The following is a 15,731-nucleotide window of genomic DNA, read 5'->3' as shown; positions in this document are numbered from 1 at the left end:
GGCGTGGGACACAATACAATTGAGACGTCCAACCCAGGAGTAATCATGACTGAAGACGCGATCAGCAATCTCGCGAATGAAACCCGCCGTTTCGATCCACCGGCAGAATTTGCCGCGAACGCGAACGTCAAGGCCGACGCCTATGCCGAAGCCGATGCCGACCGGCTCGGTTTCTGGAAGAAGCAGGCCGAACGGATCACCTGGACCGAGCCGTTCACCGAAGTGCTCGACTGGGAGAACGCCCCGTTCGCCAAATGGTATGTCGGCGGCAAGCTCAACGCCGCCTACAACTGTGTCGATCGGCACGTTGAGAATGGTCTTGGCGACCGGGTCGCCTACTACTTTGAGGGTGAGGGCGGCGACACTCGCACCATCACCTACAGCGACCTCAAGGACGAGGTTTGCAAGGCCACCAACGCGTTGATTGAGCTCGGAGTTAAGACTGGCGACCGCATCGCGATCTACCTACCGATGATTCCCGAAACTGTCATCGCCATGCTCGCATGTGCGCGGCTAGGGGCCCCGCACACCGTTGTCTTCGCCGGCTTCTCCTCCACTGCACTTCGCGACCGCATCATTGACTGCGACGCACGAATCGTCATCACCGCCGACGGCGCCTACCGCCGTGGCGCGGCGTCGGCGCTGAAGCCCGCCGTCGACGAAGCTCTTGAGGAATGCCCTGATGTGCGCAACGTCCTCGTCGTCAAGCGAACCGGCCAAGACACCGCTTGGACTGAAGGTCGAGACCTCTGGTGGGACGACGTTGTCGGCCGGCAGTCGACCGAGCACACCCCTGAATCCTTTGATGCCGAGCATCCGCTCTACGTCATGTACACCTCCGGCACGACTGGCAAGCCCAAGGGCATTTTGCACACCACCGGTGGCTACCTTGTCGGCTGCGCCTACACCCAGTGGGCGGTCTTCGACCTCAAGCCTGAGACAGACGTTTACTGGACTGCCGCCGACATCGGCTGGGTCACCGGCCACTCCTACATCGTCTACGGACCACTCGCGAATGCGACGACATCAATTATGTACGAGGGCACACCCGACACCCCGCACAAGGGCCGCTGGTGGGAGATCATCGCAAAGTACAAGGCGACGATCCTCTACTGTGCGCCGACAGCTATCCGTACGTTCATGAAGTGGGGCGCCGAGTTCCCCGCCGAACACGATCTCAGCTCACTGCGACTGCTGGGATCAGTGGGCGAGCCGATCAATCCGGAGGCATACATCTGGTACCGCGACACGATCGGTGGCGGTAAGACGCCAGTCGTCGACACTTGGTGGCAGACCGAGACCGGCCAGATCATGATCAGCCCGCTGCCCGGCGTCACTTCAGGCAAGCCCGGCTCAGCCATGAAGGCCATCCCCGGCATCAGCGCTGACGTCGTCGACGACGCCGGCAAGTCGGTCCCCAACGGAACTGGCGGCTACCTTGTGCTGACTGAGCCATGGCCGGCGATGTTGCGCACCATCTGGGGCGACGACGAGCGATACAAAGAGACCTACTGGTCCCGTTTCCCCGGCGTGTACTTCGCGGGCGACGGCGCCAAGAAGGACAGTGACGGCGACCTGTGGCTCCTGGGCCGTGTGGACGACGTCATGAATGTTTCCGGTCACCGCTTGTCCACGACCGAGATCGAATCCGCACTGGTGTCGCACCCGAAGGTTGCGGAGGCCGCCGTGGTCGGCGCGGCAGATCCGATGACTGGTCAATCACCCGTGGCTTTCGTGATCCTGCGGGAATCGGCCGGTGACGGTGGTGCCGATGTCGTCAAGGAACTTCGTGATCATGTCGCGAAGGAAATCGGCGCGATCGCCAAGCCCAAGTCGATCATGATCGTTCCCGAATTGCCCAAGACCCGATCGGGCAAAATCATGCGGCGACTACTACGCGATGTCGCCGAGAACCGCGAGGTCGGCGACGCCACCACCTTGGCCGACTCCGGGATCATGGATCTCATCAGCGCTGGCATGGCAACGTCGAAGGACGAGGACTGACCATCGGTCTGTCTCGGGGCGGTGAGCCGGCAACGAAGAAATCATCGATTAACGTTGCAGGCTCACCGCCCGAGCTTCGGGCAATACCGATAGGCTCGACTTCATGAGCAATAAGGACGAACCGACAATCGGCCGGCTGGTCGCCGATGCCAGCAGAGATATCTCTGCGCTGGTGCAATCGGAGATCGCGCTCGCCAAATCGGAAATCACGGTCAGTGCCAAGGCCGCCGGAATCGGTGCCGCACTGCTAGCTATTGCTGGCTTCTTCGGACTGCTGATCATCATTCTCGGCTCTTTCACGATCGCCTACTTCATCACGATGACCGGATTGCATCCCGCTTGGGCGTTCCTGATCGTGACCGGCGCCTACGTTGTGCTGGCGATACTGCTGATCCTGATCGGCATACGTAAGCTCAAAAAAATTCGTGCGCCGGAGAAGACGATCCGTTCAGCCAAGGCGATCCCGGCTGCGCTCAAGGGCCAGCACGTCAAGACCTCGACCGACCGCTGAACACTAGCCGAGCGACGGCGCCGACCACCACAGCTGCCGCGCCGACCCCGGCAAGGACCAACGTCCAGTGGCCGAATGAGGTGCGGCTCCGCTCGATCAACGCTCCCGTCATTGCCTGAGCGAACGATGATGTTGCGGTGTCGCGGCCGGCGATGAACGAGGCACCGCCGTAGAACGCCAGATAGGCAACGCCCGCCACTACGATGGTGCCTGCGCCGAGCCAGGCGAGCGCCACGCTCCGACGCCGCGCCGCAACCAGCGACAGGGCCGCTAACAGCCCCGTCACCAACAGCCCAGTACGTGACCAGTCGGGTGTCTTGCGGAGCTGTTCGATGACGTGGGTCTGCTGATCGCCACCGACCGTCACGATCAACTGTTGCGGTGCGGGCAGTCGAAATGGGATCTGTTGATTGACGATCTTGACCACGAACTGCGCCATCGGTCCGAAGTCCACAGCCAGTCGATTGCTGGCATCAAGTGCGGCAGGAAGATTGCGCTGATCGCCCAGCGTGATCTGATGCGACTGGCGCTGGGTGTCGTCCCACGCCTGAACCCAGCCCGGCTGCGCTGAAAGGTTCAGCAAAGCGGCCGCGGTCGCGTCTTGCGCCGGCTTACGGGTCACATCAGGCAAACCGGCCTTCTCGACGAGACCGGTGGCCAGCGCGTTTGCAATCGCCGTCTGAAAGCCGGGGTTGGTCGCCAACGGCTCGGTGAAGGCGACGTAACCATCTTCGTTGGCGATATTGTGGCCAACCCACGCGATTGGCAGCGTCACAAGTCCAGCGATCAACGCAAGAACGCCACAGAGAAATGCGACCGGTCCACGCATTAGGCACAATTTCCGGTCGAGACTTGGTCAGCGGCTCGGATGCCCGCCTTGGCCGCCGCATCGACTTGCTTCGCGGTCAAGGCATAGCCGGTTGATTTGTCAGTGATCGAGGCCGCAAAGATAACGCCGAGCACATTGCCATCATCAGAGACCAGCGGCCCGCCCGAGTTGCCCGACCGTACGAGGCTGCGAATCGCGAACGTACTGCGCACGTTCCGACCGTGATTGTAAATATCGGGGCTTTGCATGTTTTGCTGCATACGTATGCGCGCTGCACGTGCATCGAATGGGCCATTTTCGGGGAAGCCGAGGACCGCGGCGGACATACCGGCCCGTCCGTTCTCGTCGAAGGAGAGCGGGTTAAGGCCGAGGCCCGGAACTGCCAGAACAGCAACATCAAGACGCGGATCGAACAGCACGACGTCAGCCTGAACCCGCCGATTCCCCATGACCACGAACGGGTCTCGAACCCCGGCAACGACGTGCGCGTTGGTCATGATCCGATCGGTCGCATAGACAAAGCCTGAGCCCTCGATTCCCCGATTGCACACGGCGGCACCAAGTATCTTGACGACGCTCTTGCTCGCACGGACCACTGCTGGCAACGCGAGAACCTGGTCGTCCGGCGCCTCGATCGGCTTGATCTGCTCGTTCTCAAACGGCTCAAGGTAACGCGGGAACAGGTTGGTGTCGAGCACATGATTGAACGCATCAAGCACATCGGTCGCGCCGGTTGGCATGACGCCATTGACGGTTCGAAGAATTTCCGATCCGCGTGCGGCCTTCGAGATCACTGGGATCTGCGTTCCGCTGACCGCATAGCCCAGCGCCCAAGAAGCACACAGCACCGCGACGATGCTCAGCGCACTGCCACCGACCGCGTCGACCCAGCGCAATGGCTGCCACGAGATGTTGTCTTTGATATCGGTGCCGACGTACGTACCGATGCCCTGCCCGATCACCGCAACGCCCACGACAGCCGAGAGGGCGATGAGCGACGTCGTCACGGTAGGCACCGAATCGCCCATGACGTGGGGAACGATCGAGACGGCCAACAAGCCGCCGAAAATCAACCCGATTGAAGCGACGAGATTGATCACGAAGCCTTGGTAGTAGCCGGAAATCGAGTAGGCAACCAAAACCAGCAGGAGGATGATGTCGAGAACGTTCACCAAACCACCGGCAATTGTCGCTCGATCGAGTCGTCCCAGGGCTGTTCCCAGCCCACCGCAGCGAACAATCGGGCAACCACGCCGGCGGTGAATCCCCACAATGGAGTCTCGGTGACGACGTTGAACGCCGGCCCACGCCAACCGTTGGGATGAATCATCACGAACCGGTTGGCCGGGTCCATCAACTCGACGATCGGCGCACGGAACACCGTTTCGACTTCGGCCGCATCCACGGCCTGAAGTTCACGCGGGTTAGGCCAATAACCAAGAACTGTTGTCACCGCAAAGTTGCTGGGCGGCAACCACAACTTCGGTAGCGCACCGAATACTTCAACCTCGGCGGGTTTGATCCCGACTTCTTCATCGGCTTCGCGAAGCGCCGTCGCGACCGCATCAGCATCCTCAGCGTCGGACGATCCGCCCGGGAACGAGATCTGGCCGGCATGGTCCCGCAGCGTCGAAGCACGCAGTGTGAGCAGTACGTCTGGGCCGCGAGGGCCGTCGGCGAACAGCATGAGTACGGCGGCGCGGCGCGCGTCGGCGGGCGGATGCGGAAAGCGTGGTGCCAGTGTCTCGGCCTCAACGCCGGAGAGCTTGTGGACCAAGGGGTCGAGCCATTCAGGCAGCGGCGCCCGGGGCGCGGTCGGACCGGTCATGGTGTCACCCCCAGGTGAGAATCAAGAGCAGCACTCAGATCGGCGTACGAGTCGAAGGCTCTGCGTTCAGTTGCCACGATTGTGCCCTGCGCATCAACGAATACGGTCTGCGGCAAGCCGATAACCTTCAGATCTTTTCTCAATTTCGAGTCCGGATCGGCGAGCAATTGATAGGTGATGCCCGTTGTTTTCGCCAGTGCACGCGCACCTCGCTGATCCGGATCGGCGAAATCGATGCCGATGAAGGTGACCTGGTCGCCGAGCGTCCTATTGGCTCGGGCGAACACCGGCAACTCGGCCCGACACGGCCCACACCAGGTAGCGAACAGGTTGATGACCGCCGGCCCCGTCACTCTGGCCAGATCAACCGCGGCGCCGCCGTCGAGGTCAGCCAAGCTAATCGCGGGCAGGCGTGCGGCGGTGGTTTTGGTGGCAGGAACGTTGCTTTTGGTGGGCGGAGTCGCCGTCGGTGCGGCACCGCCGCAGGCCGTCATACTCAGCAGCAGAAACACGGCAAGCGTGGCCACCTTGTTCATGCCGGTCCCTGGGTCGTGACGAGCGCCGCCGCCTCGATCGGATCAGTCGGACCGATCCCATACGAGGGACACCATTGCGCGACCGGGCAGGCGCCGCAAGCCGGCTTTTTGGCATGACAGCGACGTCGGCCATGCCAGATCAGCAGGTGACTGAGCATCGTCCAATCCTTGCGCGGGAACAGCGCACCGACTGCGTGTTCGGTCTTGACCGGATCCTTGACAATGTCCGCGGCGACCCAGTCGAGCCGTCGCACAAGCCGGGCAAAATGCGTGTCAACCGTGATTCCTGGAACATCGAACGCATTGCCGAGGACAACATTCGCAGTCTTCCGGCCGACCCCTTTGAGCGTCACGAGCTCTTTGAGCGTGCCGGGCACCTGACCGTCATACCGCTCGACCAGCCCTGCGGCCAGCACCAACAAGCTGTCGCTCTTGGCCCGGAAGAATCCGGTCGGCCGAATGATTTCCTCCAGCGCCGTCCGGTCGGCGCCCGCGAGCGCATACGCATCGGGGTAGTGCTCGAACAGCATGGGAGTAATGGCATTGACGCGCCGATCGGTCGTTTGGGCGGACAGGACCGTGGCGACAAGAAGTTGGAACGGATCGGCGAAATCGAGCTCGCAGCCCGCGTCGGGATAGGTTTGGGCGAGTACCCGGTTGATCTTTCGGGCCCGGCGAACCAATGACACGTCCGGTTTGGGTGGACTGACAGTCTGGTTCGGCACGCGGTCAAGACTACGTGTGAGGAGAATTTCGCGAACCAATCGACCCTCGGTGTGGAAATGTGCTATCCCTTAGGACAGACTGTGACCGGAGTTACAAGCGATTAAGGATTCTCTGTGAACGACGATGTGCTGCGCCAGGCGCCACTCTTCTCGGGCCTAGACGACGAAGCGGCGGCTTCTCTCGATGCTTCGATGAATGCGATTACGATCAAACGCGGCGACGTTCTGTTCAATGAGGGCGACGAGGGCAATCAGCTCTACGTCGTGACCGACGGCAAGATCAAACTCGGTCGCACATCCTCAGACGGTCGCGAAAACTTGCTGGCGATACTCGGCCCAGGACAGATGTTCGGCGAGCTCTCGCTGTTCGATCCGGGTGCGCGTTCGGCCACCGCGACGGCAGTCACCGACTGCTCGATGAAGGCACTCAGCCACGACGCGCTACTCCCTCTGGTCGCCCAGCATCCCGATGTTGCCCGTGCGCTCCTGTTCCAGTTGGCCAGCCGGCTGCGCCGCTCGAATGAGGTCGTCGGCGATCTCGTGTTCTCCGACGTTCCCGGCCGCGTTGCCAAAGCGCTGCTAGATCTGGCCGGCCGCTTCGGTCGCCGTGCCGATGACGGTATCCACGTCAACCACGACCTCACTCAGGAAGAGTTGGCCCAGCTCGTCGGCGCCTCACGCGAAACGGTCAATAAAGCACTTGCCGACTTCGCTGCTCGCGGTTGGCTCCGCCTCGAACCTCGCTCCGTCGTCATCATGGATCTCGAACGACTCCAAAAGCGCGCCCGCTAGTCCCCGTCCCCAAGATTTGGCCGATTTCATCCCGTTTTTCTTCGGATAAGGCTGAGTTTTGGGATATTAACCGCCAAATCTTGGTCGGGGTCCGCGATAGCCACGTTGCGCCAACGCGGTATAGATTCGCCTCCGGTTCGGGTAAGCCGTATGTCAGAGCCACCCACCGGACATCCGACTCCCGAACCGACTCCACCCGGTCGCGGACAAATGGAGCAATCCTTCGCGCGTGCTCCACTCCATCAAGATGTGACATCACGGCGTACGCACGCAGGTCGAGGACGTCAGTATGGCCGCTCGAAACCAACCAATCCCCCGCACGAAGCAACTGCCTGTCGTCCAGCTGTGTCGCAGCGTCCACAAACGTACGATCTGGTCCCAGTATCGCGATCTCGCGGACAAGGTTGGAACTCAATCGACCTTGTCTCCGGTGAACCACAATCCCAGGACGTTCGACATGCAAACGCTGATTGGTGGAGAAATGCAGGGGCCATGCCGGCACCGCGTCATAATCGCGCCAACGCAAACTGGTGACGTGGCTGACCGCGGCATCCGGCGGGAGGACCAGCACGGCCGCGCGCACGCGCAAGTCGAAACAGTCGACCGTGTCTGCGGTCCGATGCACGCCTGAGAACACTTCGACGAACCGTCGCCCGGCCAACATCTTCGGCGTCACGCCATAGGCGGCAGCGTCTGCGCTGGTGAATGGCCGGCCGTAAAGCTCCTGCGGGATCGAGTGCATACGACGAGGGTGCTGCTACCGCAGGTAAAAGTCCTACCTCTTTAAGCACATCTGTGGAGAACCCAGACATCGTGATCGTCTGTGGAAAACCACGGAGGCGCTCATCGATCCCCAAGATTTGGCCGCTAAATGCCCAGAATCCAACAAAAATCTCATCAAAACGGCAGTACTTCGGCCAAATCTTGGGGACTAGTTGGTTTCGTTGAGGTAGTCGATCTGGGCGGCCACGGAGAGTTCGGCGGCGGCCCAGAGGACCGGATCGACATCTTGATAGACCAGCTCGACGACTTCACGAGGCGTGGAAGCCCCACCCTCAACCGCCTGCAAAACCTGATCGAGCCGTTCGGCCCGATGATCCAGATAGCCGTTGACGACAGCGCCCGGATCGTCAATGACCGGTCCGTGGCCCGGAAGAATGCGCTCGACGAGGCCTTCATCGGTGAACTGTCCGATCAGCGCCAAAGAATCAAGATATGGCCCGAGGGTTCCGTCGGGATAAGCGACGACCGTCGTCCCCCGACCGAGGATCGTGTCGCCGCTAAGCAGCGATGCCTCGTCCGACAATCGGAAACAAGTCGAGTCGGCGGTATGCCCCGGAGTTGCGAGCACGTTGATCACCAATCCGTCAACGACGATCTCCTCACCATTGACGAGGGGTTCGGCGCCCGAACAGAACTGCGGATCGGTCGAACGTACCGGCGCCCCACAAAGCTCGGTAAAGCGTGCGGCGCCCTCGGTATGGTCGAAATGCCGGTGCGTGATCAGCACGAGTCCGACCGGCGCGGCGGCGGCGAGGACCGACTGTAGATGCTGCTCCTCGAGCGGCCCCGGATCAACGACGACTGATTGAGCGGCACCGGGTTCACGCAAGATCCACGTATTGGTGCCCTCGAGTGTCATGATGCCCGGATTGTCGGCCAGCACGAACGAGGCTCGCTCGGTCACGATGATCGCGGCAGAATCAGCCATTGTGTTCTCCCAAGGGGTTTTGGAGGAAATAGTTGCCGTCAATCTCGACGAGTTCCGGCATGATCGGGAAAATCGATCGTTCGGCGGCCGCCGACAGCACCTGCACTCCGGACAACTCGGACAGTTCGCGGCAGGTGATGTGGGTCGGCGGCAGCATCGAAGCGTCCCCTGCATCGACAGCCACGAGAACGTCGGCCAACGGCACCCAGGACGCGTGGTCGGCTTCGCTGGGAAGATGTCCTACCGATTGACCTGCCGGCAGCAAAGCGACAAAGAACCGCGTGTCGAATCGCCGCGGCTCAAAGGTCGGCGTGATCCAATGCGACCATGCGCCGAGCAGATCGGTACGCAGTACGAGTTGGTGTGCGAGCAGGAATTCCACAAACGACAACTCATGCGCCTCCAGCGCCACCCGCGCGGCCTGCCATTGGGCACCGCTCGTGTCGGCCACGACCGATTCCGCATCGGGCCCAGCCAACAACACGCCGGACTCCTCGAATGTCTCGCGTACCGCCGCGCATACCAATCCGCGCGCGATCTCCTCGTTACAACCGAAACGCTCAGCCCATACCGACGGCGGATCACCCACCCACGGCACATCGGTGCGGGCATCTGCCGCGTCGACGCCGCCACCGGGAAACACATACATTCCCGGCGCAAATTTCATCGTCTGTTGGCGGCGAAGCAGGTATGCCTCAAGTCCCGCGACACCGTCACGGACCAACACGACCGTGGAAGCGTTGCGGGGCTCGGTAATAACTGCCCCGCTCCGCTTCTCGACGTGCACGGCGAGGGCGGGCGGAACCGGTATGAGCATTGTCAGCTGACCTCGACGATAAGTTCGACCTCGACGGGCGAATCCAAAGGCAACGTCGTTACACCGACCGCGCTGCGAGCATGCCGTCCCGCCTCTGCGAAGGCATTGCCGAACAGTTCGCTGGCGCCATTGGCGACTTTGGACTGCCCGGTGAAGTCCGGCGTACTCGCAACGAACACGACCGCCTTCACGATGCGAACAACCTTGTCGAGGTCACCGATCTCGGCCTTGACTGCGGCAATCGCATTGAGCGCGCACAACTGTGCACACTCGGCGGCTTGTTCGGGCGTCACATCAGCGCCGACCTTGCCGGTACGGGCCAGTTGCCCCTCCTGCATCGGCAGCTGGCCGGACGTGAAGATGTAATTGCCGGTGCGCACCGCCGGGACATAAGCAGCGACCGGAGCGGCCACACCGGGGACGGCCAGCCCAAGCTCACTCAGCCGATCTTCGACCGCGCTCATGCGACCACCGGTCGCTTGAAGTAGGCCACAAGATTCTCCGGATTTATGCCCGGGACCACCTGGACGAGTTCCCAGCCGTCCTGGCCGAAATTATCGAGGATCTGTTTGGTCACGTGCACTAGAACCGGTGCTGTCGTGTATTCCCATTGCGTCATGGCCTGACTCTATCTCGCCAGACTTATTACAAGACTATTCCCTGACGATAGGGTTTGTCCGTGGCTCTCTATTCGCAACTTCACATCGTGACCGGCAAGGGCGGCACCGGAAAGACGACGGTCGCCGCTGCCCTCGCGATGTCGCTCGCCGGCAAAGGCCGCAAGGTCCTCCTATGCGAGGTCGAGGGACGCCAAGGGATCGCCCAACTCTTCGACGTGGCCCCGCTGCCGTACGAAGAACGACGCATCGCGGTCGGGCTCGGCGGCGGCGACGTGTATGCGCTCGCGATCGACCCAGAGGCCGCGTTGCTCGAATATCTCGACATGTTCTACCGCCTCGGCCGGGCTGGCAAACTGCTAGACCGTTTCGGCATTATCGACTTCGCAACAACGATCGCGCCGGGCGTCCGCGACGTACTCCTGACGGGCAAGGTCTACGAGGCGGTCAGGCGCAAGACCGGCTCGAAGTTCACCTATGACGCAGTCATCCTCGACGCCCCGCCGACGGGCAGGATCACCCGATTCCTCAACGTCAATTCCGAGCTCGCCGGACTCGCCAAGATCGGGCCGATCAATCGCCAGGCCGATTCGATCATGCAGATGATGCGCGCCGCGTCCACCAAAATCCATCTCGTCACGGTGCTCGAAGAGATGCCGGTCCAGGAAACAATGGACGGAATTGTCGAGCTCACCGGCGAGCAACTCCCCGTCGGCCATGTCATCCTCAACCTCATCCGCGAATCATTGATCTCCGCATCCACGGCCACATCCCTTGCCAACGGAACACTGAACGCTGCCAAGGTCGGTGCCAGCCTCAACCGCGCCGGGCTTGAATCGGGTTCAGCGCCCGCCCTGATCGAACAAGGCCAAGCTCACCTCGAACGCCAGTTATTACAGGCCAATCAACGCACCCTGATCTCCGACGCTGCGACCAACTTGGCTGAGTTGCCATTCCTTCGTGATGGCGTCGATTTGGGTGCGTTATTCGAACTCGCCGAGCAGTTGAAGTCCGGAGGTGTCCTATGAGTAAGCCGGCCCAGACGGCGCCTCGAACACGTGGCAATCGGTCTGCGGTACGCGTTGGCGGTGGCCAATTGGCCGAAGCACTCGACGTTGACGCGCTACTGGCCGACGCCAACACCCAGATCATCGTCTGCTGCGGATCGGGCGGCGTCGGCAAGACGACGACGTCGGCCGCGCTGGCGTTGCGCGCCGCCGAGCAGGGCCGCAAGGTATGTGTCCTGACGATCGACCCGGCCCGGCGACTCGCCCAGGCGATGGGGCTTACCGCACTCGACAACGTGCCCCGGCCGGTCGCTGGCACCGGCAGCAACGGCGGCTCGCTCGACGCCATGATGCTCGATATGAAGCGCACCTTCGATGATGTCGTGCTTGCACACGCCTCCGCCGAAAAGGCCGAACAGATTCTCAAGAATCCGTTCTATGTCGCTCTGTCGAGCTCATTTGCTGGCACGCAGGAATACATGGCGATGGAAAGATTGGGACAGCTCCACGCCGAGTCCGGCGCGGTCAGCGGGACCGGCTCACGGTGGGACCTAATCATCGTCGACACCCCGCCATCGCGGTCGGCCCTCGACTTCTTAGACGCGCCCGAACGACTGTCATCGCTGCTCGATGGCCGCTTCATCAAACTCATGTTGGCCCCGGCCAAGGGTCCCGCCCGAATCTTTAACGCTGGTTTCGGGATGGTGACGGGTGCGATCAACAAGATCATCGGCGCCCAGTTGCTCACCGATGTTCAAACTTTCATCGCTGCCTTCGACACGCTTTTCGGCGGCTTCCGCAGCCGGGCCGAGGAGACGTACGCGCTGCTCCAGGCATCGCATACGGCATTTTTGGTCATCGCTTCACCCGAACCCGATGCAATGCGCGAAGCGGCCTATTTCGTCGAACGGCTTGCCAACGAGAACATGCCGCTCGCCGGTCTCGTCGTCAATCGGGTGAGCGTCGTGGCCGCGCGCAATATCGGTCGCGCCGATGCCGAGTCAGCGGCAATGCGGTTGGCCGACGGCTCGGCCACAGACAAAGCCACGGCTGAACTCTTGAACGTGCATGCAGAACGCGCGACGATCGAAACCCGTGAAACACGGTTGAAGCGAAGCTTCACGGCATCGCACCCGTCGGTCCCCACTCGATCCGTCCCGGCCCTAGCCAGCGATGTCCATGACCTTGACGGGTTAAGAACGATCGGCCAGCTACTCGCCGCGAAATAGCTCAGAGCGAGTTTTGCAGCACCTTGCGCCAAGCGGTCACGTTGGGCTTGCGGCGCAGCAGCGCACGGCGCTCACGCTCAGTCATACCGCCCCAAACGCCCCATTCGATCTTGTTGTCGAGTGCTTCTGCGAGGCATTCGGCCCGCACGATGCACGATGCACAGCGCTGCTTGGCCCGATTCTGCTCGGCGCCACGAACGAACAATGCATCCGTGTCACCCTTGCAGGCCGCCTTAGCGGCCCAGTTGTCATTCCATGACATGTGGTTTTCCTCCCCGAGAACGGCCATTAAAATGTGACCAGTGTGACTCCTGCTAATAGCGTACGAAAGTGAGCCGGGTGTGGTAAGACCGCGATTGCTCATCTTCACGTAGTACTTTTGGGCCATACGGGCTCGCCGGCGAAGGATTGTGGCTCAGTCCCGTACGCTTAGCCCCATGTCTTGGGATTCATTTCGCTCCAGCCTGCGCACTCGTCTTCAAGACGAGCAGGAGCATTCCTCGCGAGGTTCAATCATCGCGGCGATGGCTCGACTCAGCTTAATCGCTGGCATCATGGTCGCGGCGCTCTTGATTCCTGCCACCACCTTCGTGGCGGTCACCGCCAACAACCTCAGTCAGGAAGCGCTCAGCCTTCCGCTTGAGTTGCGGCAGACTCCTAACCCCCAGACGACGCGTCTGTTGGCCTCCAACGGCGATTTGATCGCGTACTTCTACAAGGAAAATCGTCAGGATGTCCCGCTGAAGGACATCTCAATAAACATGCAGGACGCGCTGTTGTCGATCGAGGACAACCGTTTCTACGAACATGGCGCACTCGACCTCAAGGGCACATTGCGCGCGCTCGTCAACAATGCTTCGGACGGCCAGACCCAGGGTGGCTCCACGATCACGCAGCAGTTGGTCAAACTCACCCTCGTACAGCAGGCGACAACGCGGGCGCAGATTCGGGCCGCGACTGAGAAGTCCCCGTCGCGCAAGATCCGCGAACTCAAGTATGCGATCTCCTACGAGAAATCGCACACCAAAAAGGAGATTCTCGAGCGTTATCTCAACATCGCTTATTTCGGTGATGGTGCCTACGGCATCTCGGCCGCGGCCTACCACTATTTCTCGGTGAGCCCGGACAAACTCAGCGTCAAACAGGCAGCGACCATTGCTGGGCTGGTCAAGAACCCGGTCCAGCTCGACCCGAGGGTCTACCCCGAACGTGCGCTGCAGCGTCGCAACATCGTTCTTTCGGTGATGGGCAAGCTGGGCAAAATCAGCAGCGCTGACGCCGAGAAACTCATGGCTGAACCGTTGAGTCTCAAGATCACTAAATACCCCAACGGTTGTGTCGGCACAGTTGCCGCATTCTCCTGCGACTACGCTCGACGCGTCCTCATGGAAGATCCCGATCTCGGTGCCACGGAGGCCGCCCGCAGACAGAAACTGGAGAGCGGCGGCCTGACAATCAAGTCGAACATTGATCTGCGTATGCAAAAAGCCGCGAACTCGGCAGTCAAGAAGACCGTTGCTCCCAAGGACCGCGCGATCGGTGCGCTGGCAATGGTCGAACCAGGCACCGGCAAGGTTCGCGCTCTCGCCCAGTCACGCCCGATGGGCAGAGACAAGAAAAAGGGCGAGTCGTTCATCAACTTCACCGTGCCTCCTGCCTACGGCAATTCGCAAGGTTTCCAAGCCGGCTCAACATTCAAATACTTCACTGTCGCGGCCTCGCTCAAGAAGGGCATTCCGGTCAGCAAATCCTACAACTCACCCGGCTCGATGGTCATCCCGCCCGGCACCTATTTTGACTGTACAGGTGGCGGAACCAGCGCATTCCCGGTAAAAAACTCGACCGGCAACGGCACGTTCAACATGTACACGGGCACGCGGCGGTCGGTGAACACCTACTTTGCCCAGTTGGAGCGAGACGCCGGTCTGTGCAATGTCATCAAGGCGGCCAAATCCATGGGGATCAAAGTGCCCGCCAGCCAGGAAGTCCCCTCGTTCACCTTGGGTGTCGTTTCAGTAAGCCCGCTTGACATGGCCGCCGCCTATGCGACCGCAGCCTCCGGCGGCAAGTACTGCAAGCCCAATCCGATCGACGCGATCCTCGACGCCAACGGCAAGACAATCAAGAAATTCACTTCGCAATGCACGAAGATCATGTCGAAAGACGAAGCCGCCCAGATCAACGACATTCTCAAGGGACTTCAGCAGCCCGGCGGCTTCGGCTACTCCAATGGAACGGCGCTAAAGATCCCGTCGGCCGCCAAGACCGGCACGACCAATGACAACCTGTCGGTCTGGTACGTCGGCTACACGCCCGAACTCTCTACCGCCTCAATGATCGCCGGCGCCAAGCCCAATGGCGTACCGACGTCGCTGGCTGGCAGCACCCTGAACGGACGCTTCCTCAACTTCAATTCCGTTGGTGGTAGCTCACTGGCCGGCCCGATGTGGAAACTCGCGATGGGCGTAATCCAGAACTATCTGACGCCAACCAATTTTAACGCTCCGCCAGCAGGCCAACCAATCGCTGCCCCCCCACAGAAGGACAAGAAGAAGTCAGACAATAACGGCGACCAGGGAAAACCGGGAAAACCGGGAAAACCGGGCGGTAACAACGGCGGCTAAGCGCCGAGTTGTGCTTTGACCTCGGCGGCGATCACGCCGCCGTCAGCCTTGCCCTTGACCTGTGGCGTGACTACGCCCATGACCTTGCCCATGAATTTCATACCCTGTCCGGCCGCACCGACCGATTCAACCGCGGCGGTCACGATGGCCTGGATCTCATCGGCAGTCAGCTGTTCGGGTAGGTAGTGAGCCAAAATTTTGGCTTCATCGCGCTCTTTCTGTGCTAGCTCCAGCCGGTTGCCGGCGTCGAAGGCTTCGGCAGCCTCGCGTCGCTTCTTAGCTTCCGCGCCAAGGACCGTGATGACATCGTCGTCGGTGAGTTCGCGTGCCTGTTTGCCAGCCACCTCGGCGTTTGTGATTGCCGTGAGCACCATTCGCAGCGTCGAGGAGCGCAACGCGTCACGGCCTTTGATCGAGGCGGTGAGGTCGGTACGGAGTTGATCCTTGAGGGCTGACATACATCCAGTGTCGCAGTTTCATGCCCTATGACAGTGTTGGCCT

The 15,731-nt window shown here is 61.1% G+C and carries 18 protein-coding genes; 6 read left to right on the top strand and 12 right to left on the bottom strand.

What is annotated here, in order from left to right:
- Nucleotides 1–45 precede the first annotated feature (45 nt).
- Both acs and AC2YB9_RS01490 read left to right on the top strand, forming a co-directional pair.
- Nucleotides 46–2,004 carry an acetate--CoA ligase gene (gene acs / locus AC2YB9_RS01495; RefSeq protein ID WP_487266990.1) on the top strand — a complete coding sequence of 653 codons (1,959 nt, stop codon included), beginning with the start codon at nt 46–48 and terminating at the stop codon, nt 2,002–2,004.
- 103 nt (nt 2,005–2,107) lie between these two features.
- Nucleotides 2,108–2,515, top strand: a complete 408-nt coding sequence (locus AC2YB9_RS01490) for a phage holin family protein (protein WP_487266989.1) — start codon at nt 2,108–2,110, stop codon at nt 2,513–2,515.
- On the opposite strand, the gene AC2YB9_RS01485 is transcribed toward AC2YB9_RS01490, so the two are convergent.
- The 5 genes from AC2YB9_RS01485 to nth are packed head-to-tail and all read right to left on the bottom strand — an operon-like array spanning nt 2,493 to nt 6,433.
- A complete protein-coding gene (locus AC2YB9_RS01485) occupies nt 2,493–3,344 on the bottom strand; it encodes a hypothetical protein (protein WP_487266988.1) in 852 nt (283 codons plus the stop codon). The genes AC2YB9_RS01490 and AC2YB9_RS01485 overlap by 23 nt on opposite strands.
- Nucleotides 3,344–4,516 (bottom strand): MarP family serine protease, encoded by a 1,173-nt coding sequence (locus AC2YB9_RS01480; RefSeq protein WP_487266987.1) that lies wholly within the window; start codon nt 4,514–4,516, stop codon nt 3,344–3,346. Before AC2YB9_RS01480 ends, AC2YB9_RS01485 begins: the two co-directional genes overlap by 1 nt.
- Complete coding sequence (locus AC2YB9_RS01475) at nt 4,513–5,172, bottom strand: NUDIX hydrolase (protein ID WP_487266986.1); 660 nt, start codon at nt 5,170–5,172, stop codon at nt 4,513–4,515. Before AC2YB9_RS01475 ends, AC2YB9_RS01480 begins: the two co-directional genes overlap by 4 nt.
- Nucleotides 5,169–5,708: a TlpA family protein disulfide reductase gene (locus AC2YB9_RS01470; RefSeq protein ID WP_487266985.1), complete on the bottom strand. Its 540-nt coding sequence runs from the start codon at nt 5,706–5,708 to the stop codon at nt 5,169–5,171. Before AC2YB9_RS01470 ends, AC2YB9_RS01475 begins: the two co-directional genes overlap by 4 nt.
- A complete protein-coding gene (gene nth / locus AC2YB9_RS01465) occupies nt 5,705–6,433 on the bottom strand; it encodes an endonuclease III (protein WP_487266984.1) in 729 nt (242 codons plus the stop codon). The genes AC2YB9_RS01470 and nth overlap by 4 nt, the downstream gene beginning before the upstream one ends.
- Nucleotides 6,434–6,547: 114 nt before the next feature.
- Between nth and AC2YB9_RS01460 the strand changes: the two genes are divergently transcribed.
- Nucleotides 6,548–7,225 (top strand): Crp/Fnr family transcriptional regulator, encoded by a 678-nt coding sequence (locus AC2YB9_RS01460; protein WP_487266983.1) that lies wholly within the window; start codon nt 6,548–6,550, stop codon nt 7,223–7,225.
- On the opposite strand, the gene AC2YB9_RS01455 is transcribed toward AC2YB9_RS01460, so the two are convergent.
- The 5 genes from AC2YB9_RS01455 to sp36 form a co-directional block, all read right to left on the bottom strand.
- Nucleotides 7,188–7,967, bottom strand: coding sequence for a hypothetical protein (locus AC2YB9_RS01455; RefSeq protein WP_487266982.1), 780 nt, complete (start codon nt 7,965–7,967; stop codon nt 7,188–7,190). The two genes, AC2YB9_RS01460 and AC2YB9_RS01455, sit on opposite strands and share 38 nt — an antisense overlap.
- 189 nt (nt 7,968–8,156) lie before the next feature.
- The gene (locus AC2YB9_RS01450; protein WP_487266981.1) at nt 8,157–8,936 is read right to left on the bottom strand and encodes an MBL fold metallo-hydrolase; all 780 of its coding nucleotides are present in this window, start codon (nt 8,934–8,936) and stop codon (nt 8,157–8,159) included.
- Nucleotides 8,929–9,753, bottom strand: a complete 825-nt coding sequence (locus tag AC2YB9_RS01445) for an NUDIX hydrolase (protein WP_487266980.1) — start codon at nt 9,751–9,753, stop codon at nt 8,929–8,931. Before AC2YB9_RS01445 ends, AC2YB9_RS01450 begins: the two co-directional genes overlap by 8 nt.
- A 2-nt stretch (nt 9,754–9,755) precedes the next feature.
- Nucleotides 9,756–10,217, bottom strand: a complete 462-nt coding sequence (locus AC2YB9_RS01440; protein WP_487266979.1) for a RidA family protein — start codon at nt 10,215–10,217, stop codon at nt 9,756–9,758.
- Nucleotides 10,214–10,372, bottom strand: a complete 159-nt coding sequence (gene sp36 / locus AC2YB9_RS01435; RefSeq protein WP_487266978.1) for a Sp36 family protein — start codon at nt 10,370–10,372, stop codon at nt 10,214–10,216. The genes AC2YB9_RS01440 and sp36 overlap by 4 nt, the downstream gene beginning before the upstream one ends.
- A 60-nt stretch (nt 10,373–10,432) precedes the next feature.
- Between sp36 and bagA the strand changes: the two genes are divergently transcribed.
- Both bagA and bagB read left to right on the top strand, forming a co-directional pair.
- Nucleotides 10,433–11,398, top strand: a complete 966-nt coding sequence (bagA, locus tag AC2YB9_RS01430) for an ATPase BagA (protein ID WP_487266977.1) — start codon at nt 10,433–10,435, stop codon at nt 11,396–11,398.
- Nucleotides 11,395–12,606 (top strand): ATPase BagB, encoded by a 1,212-nt coding sequence (gene bagB, locus AC2YB9_RS01425; RefSeq protein ID WP_487266976.1) that lies wholly within the window; start codon nt 11,395–11,397, stop codon nt 12,604–12,606. The genes bagA and bagB overlap by 4 nt, the downstream gene beginning before the upstream one ends.
- 1 nt (nt 12,607) lies before the next feature.
- Here bagB and AC2YB9_RS01420 read toward each other — a convergent pair whose 3' ends face one another.
- A complete protein-coding gene (locus AC2YB9_RS01420; RefSeq protein ID WP_487266975.1) occupies nt 12,608–12,868 on the bottom strand; it encodes a WhiB family transcriptional regulator in 261 nt (86 codons plus the stop codon).
- A 175-nt stretch (nt 12,869–13,043) separates the two neighbouring features.
- Here AC2YB9_RS01420 and AC2YB9_RS01415 point away from each other — a divergent pair, with 175 nt between their 5' ends.
- Nucleotides 13,044–15,230, top strand: a complete 2,187-nt coding sequence (locus AC2YB9_RS01415) for a transglycosylase domain-containing protein (RefSeq protein WP_487266974.1) — start codon at nt 13,044–13,046, stop codon at nt 15,228–15,230.
- Here AC2YB9_RS01415 and AC2YB9_RS01410 read toward each other — a convergent pair.
- Complete coding sequence (locus tag AC2YB9_RS01410) at nt 15,227–15,688, bottom strand: GatB/YqeY domain-containing protein (protein WP_487266973.1); 462 nt, start codon at nt 15,686–15,688, stop codon at nt 15,227–15,229. The genes AC2YB9_RS01415 and AC2YB9_RS01410 overlap by 4 nt on opposite strands.
- Between the last annotated feature and the right edge of the window lie 43 nt (nt 15,689–15,731).

Source organism: Aeromicrobium changchenzhani (assembly GCF_057586615.1).
Note: the sequence above shows the minus strand (reverse complement) of the source record. Positions and strands in the feature narration are given on the sequence as shown.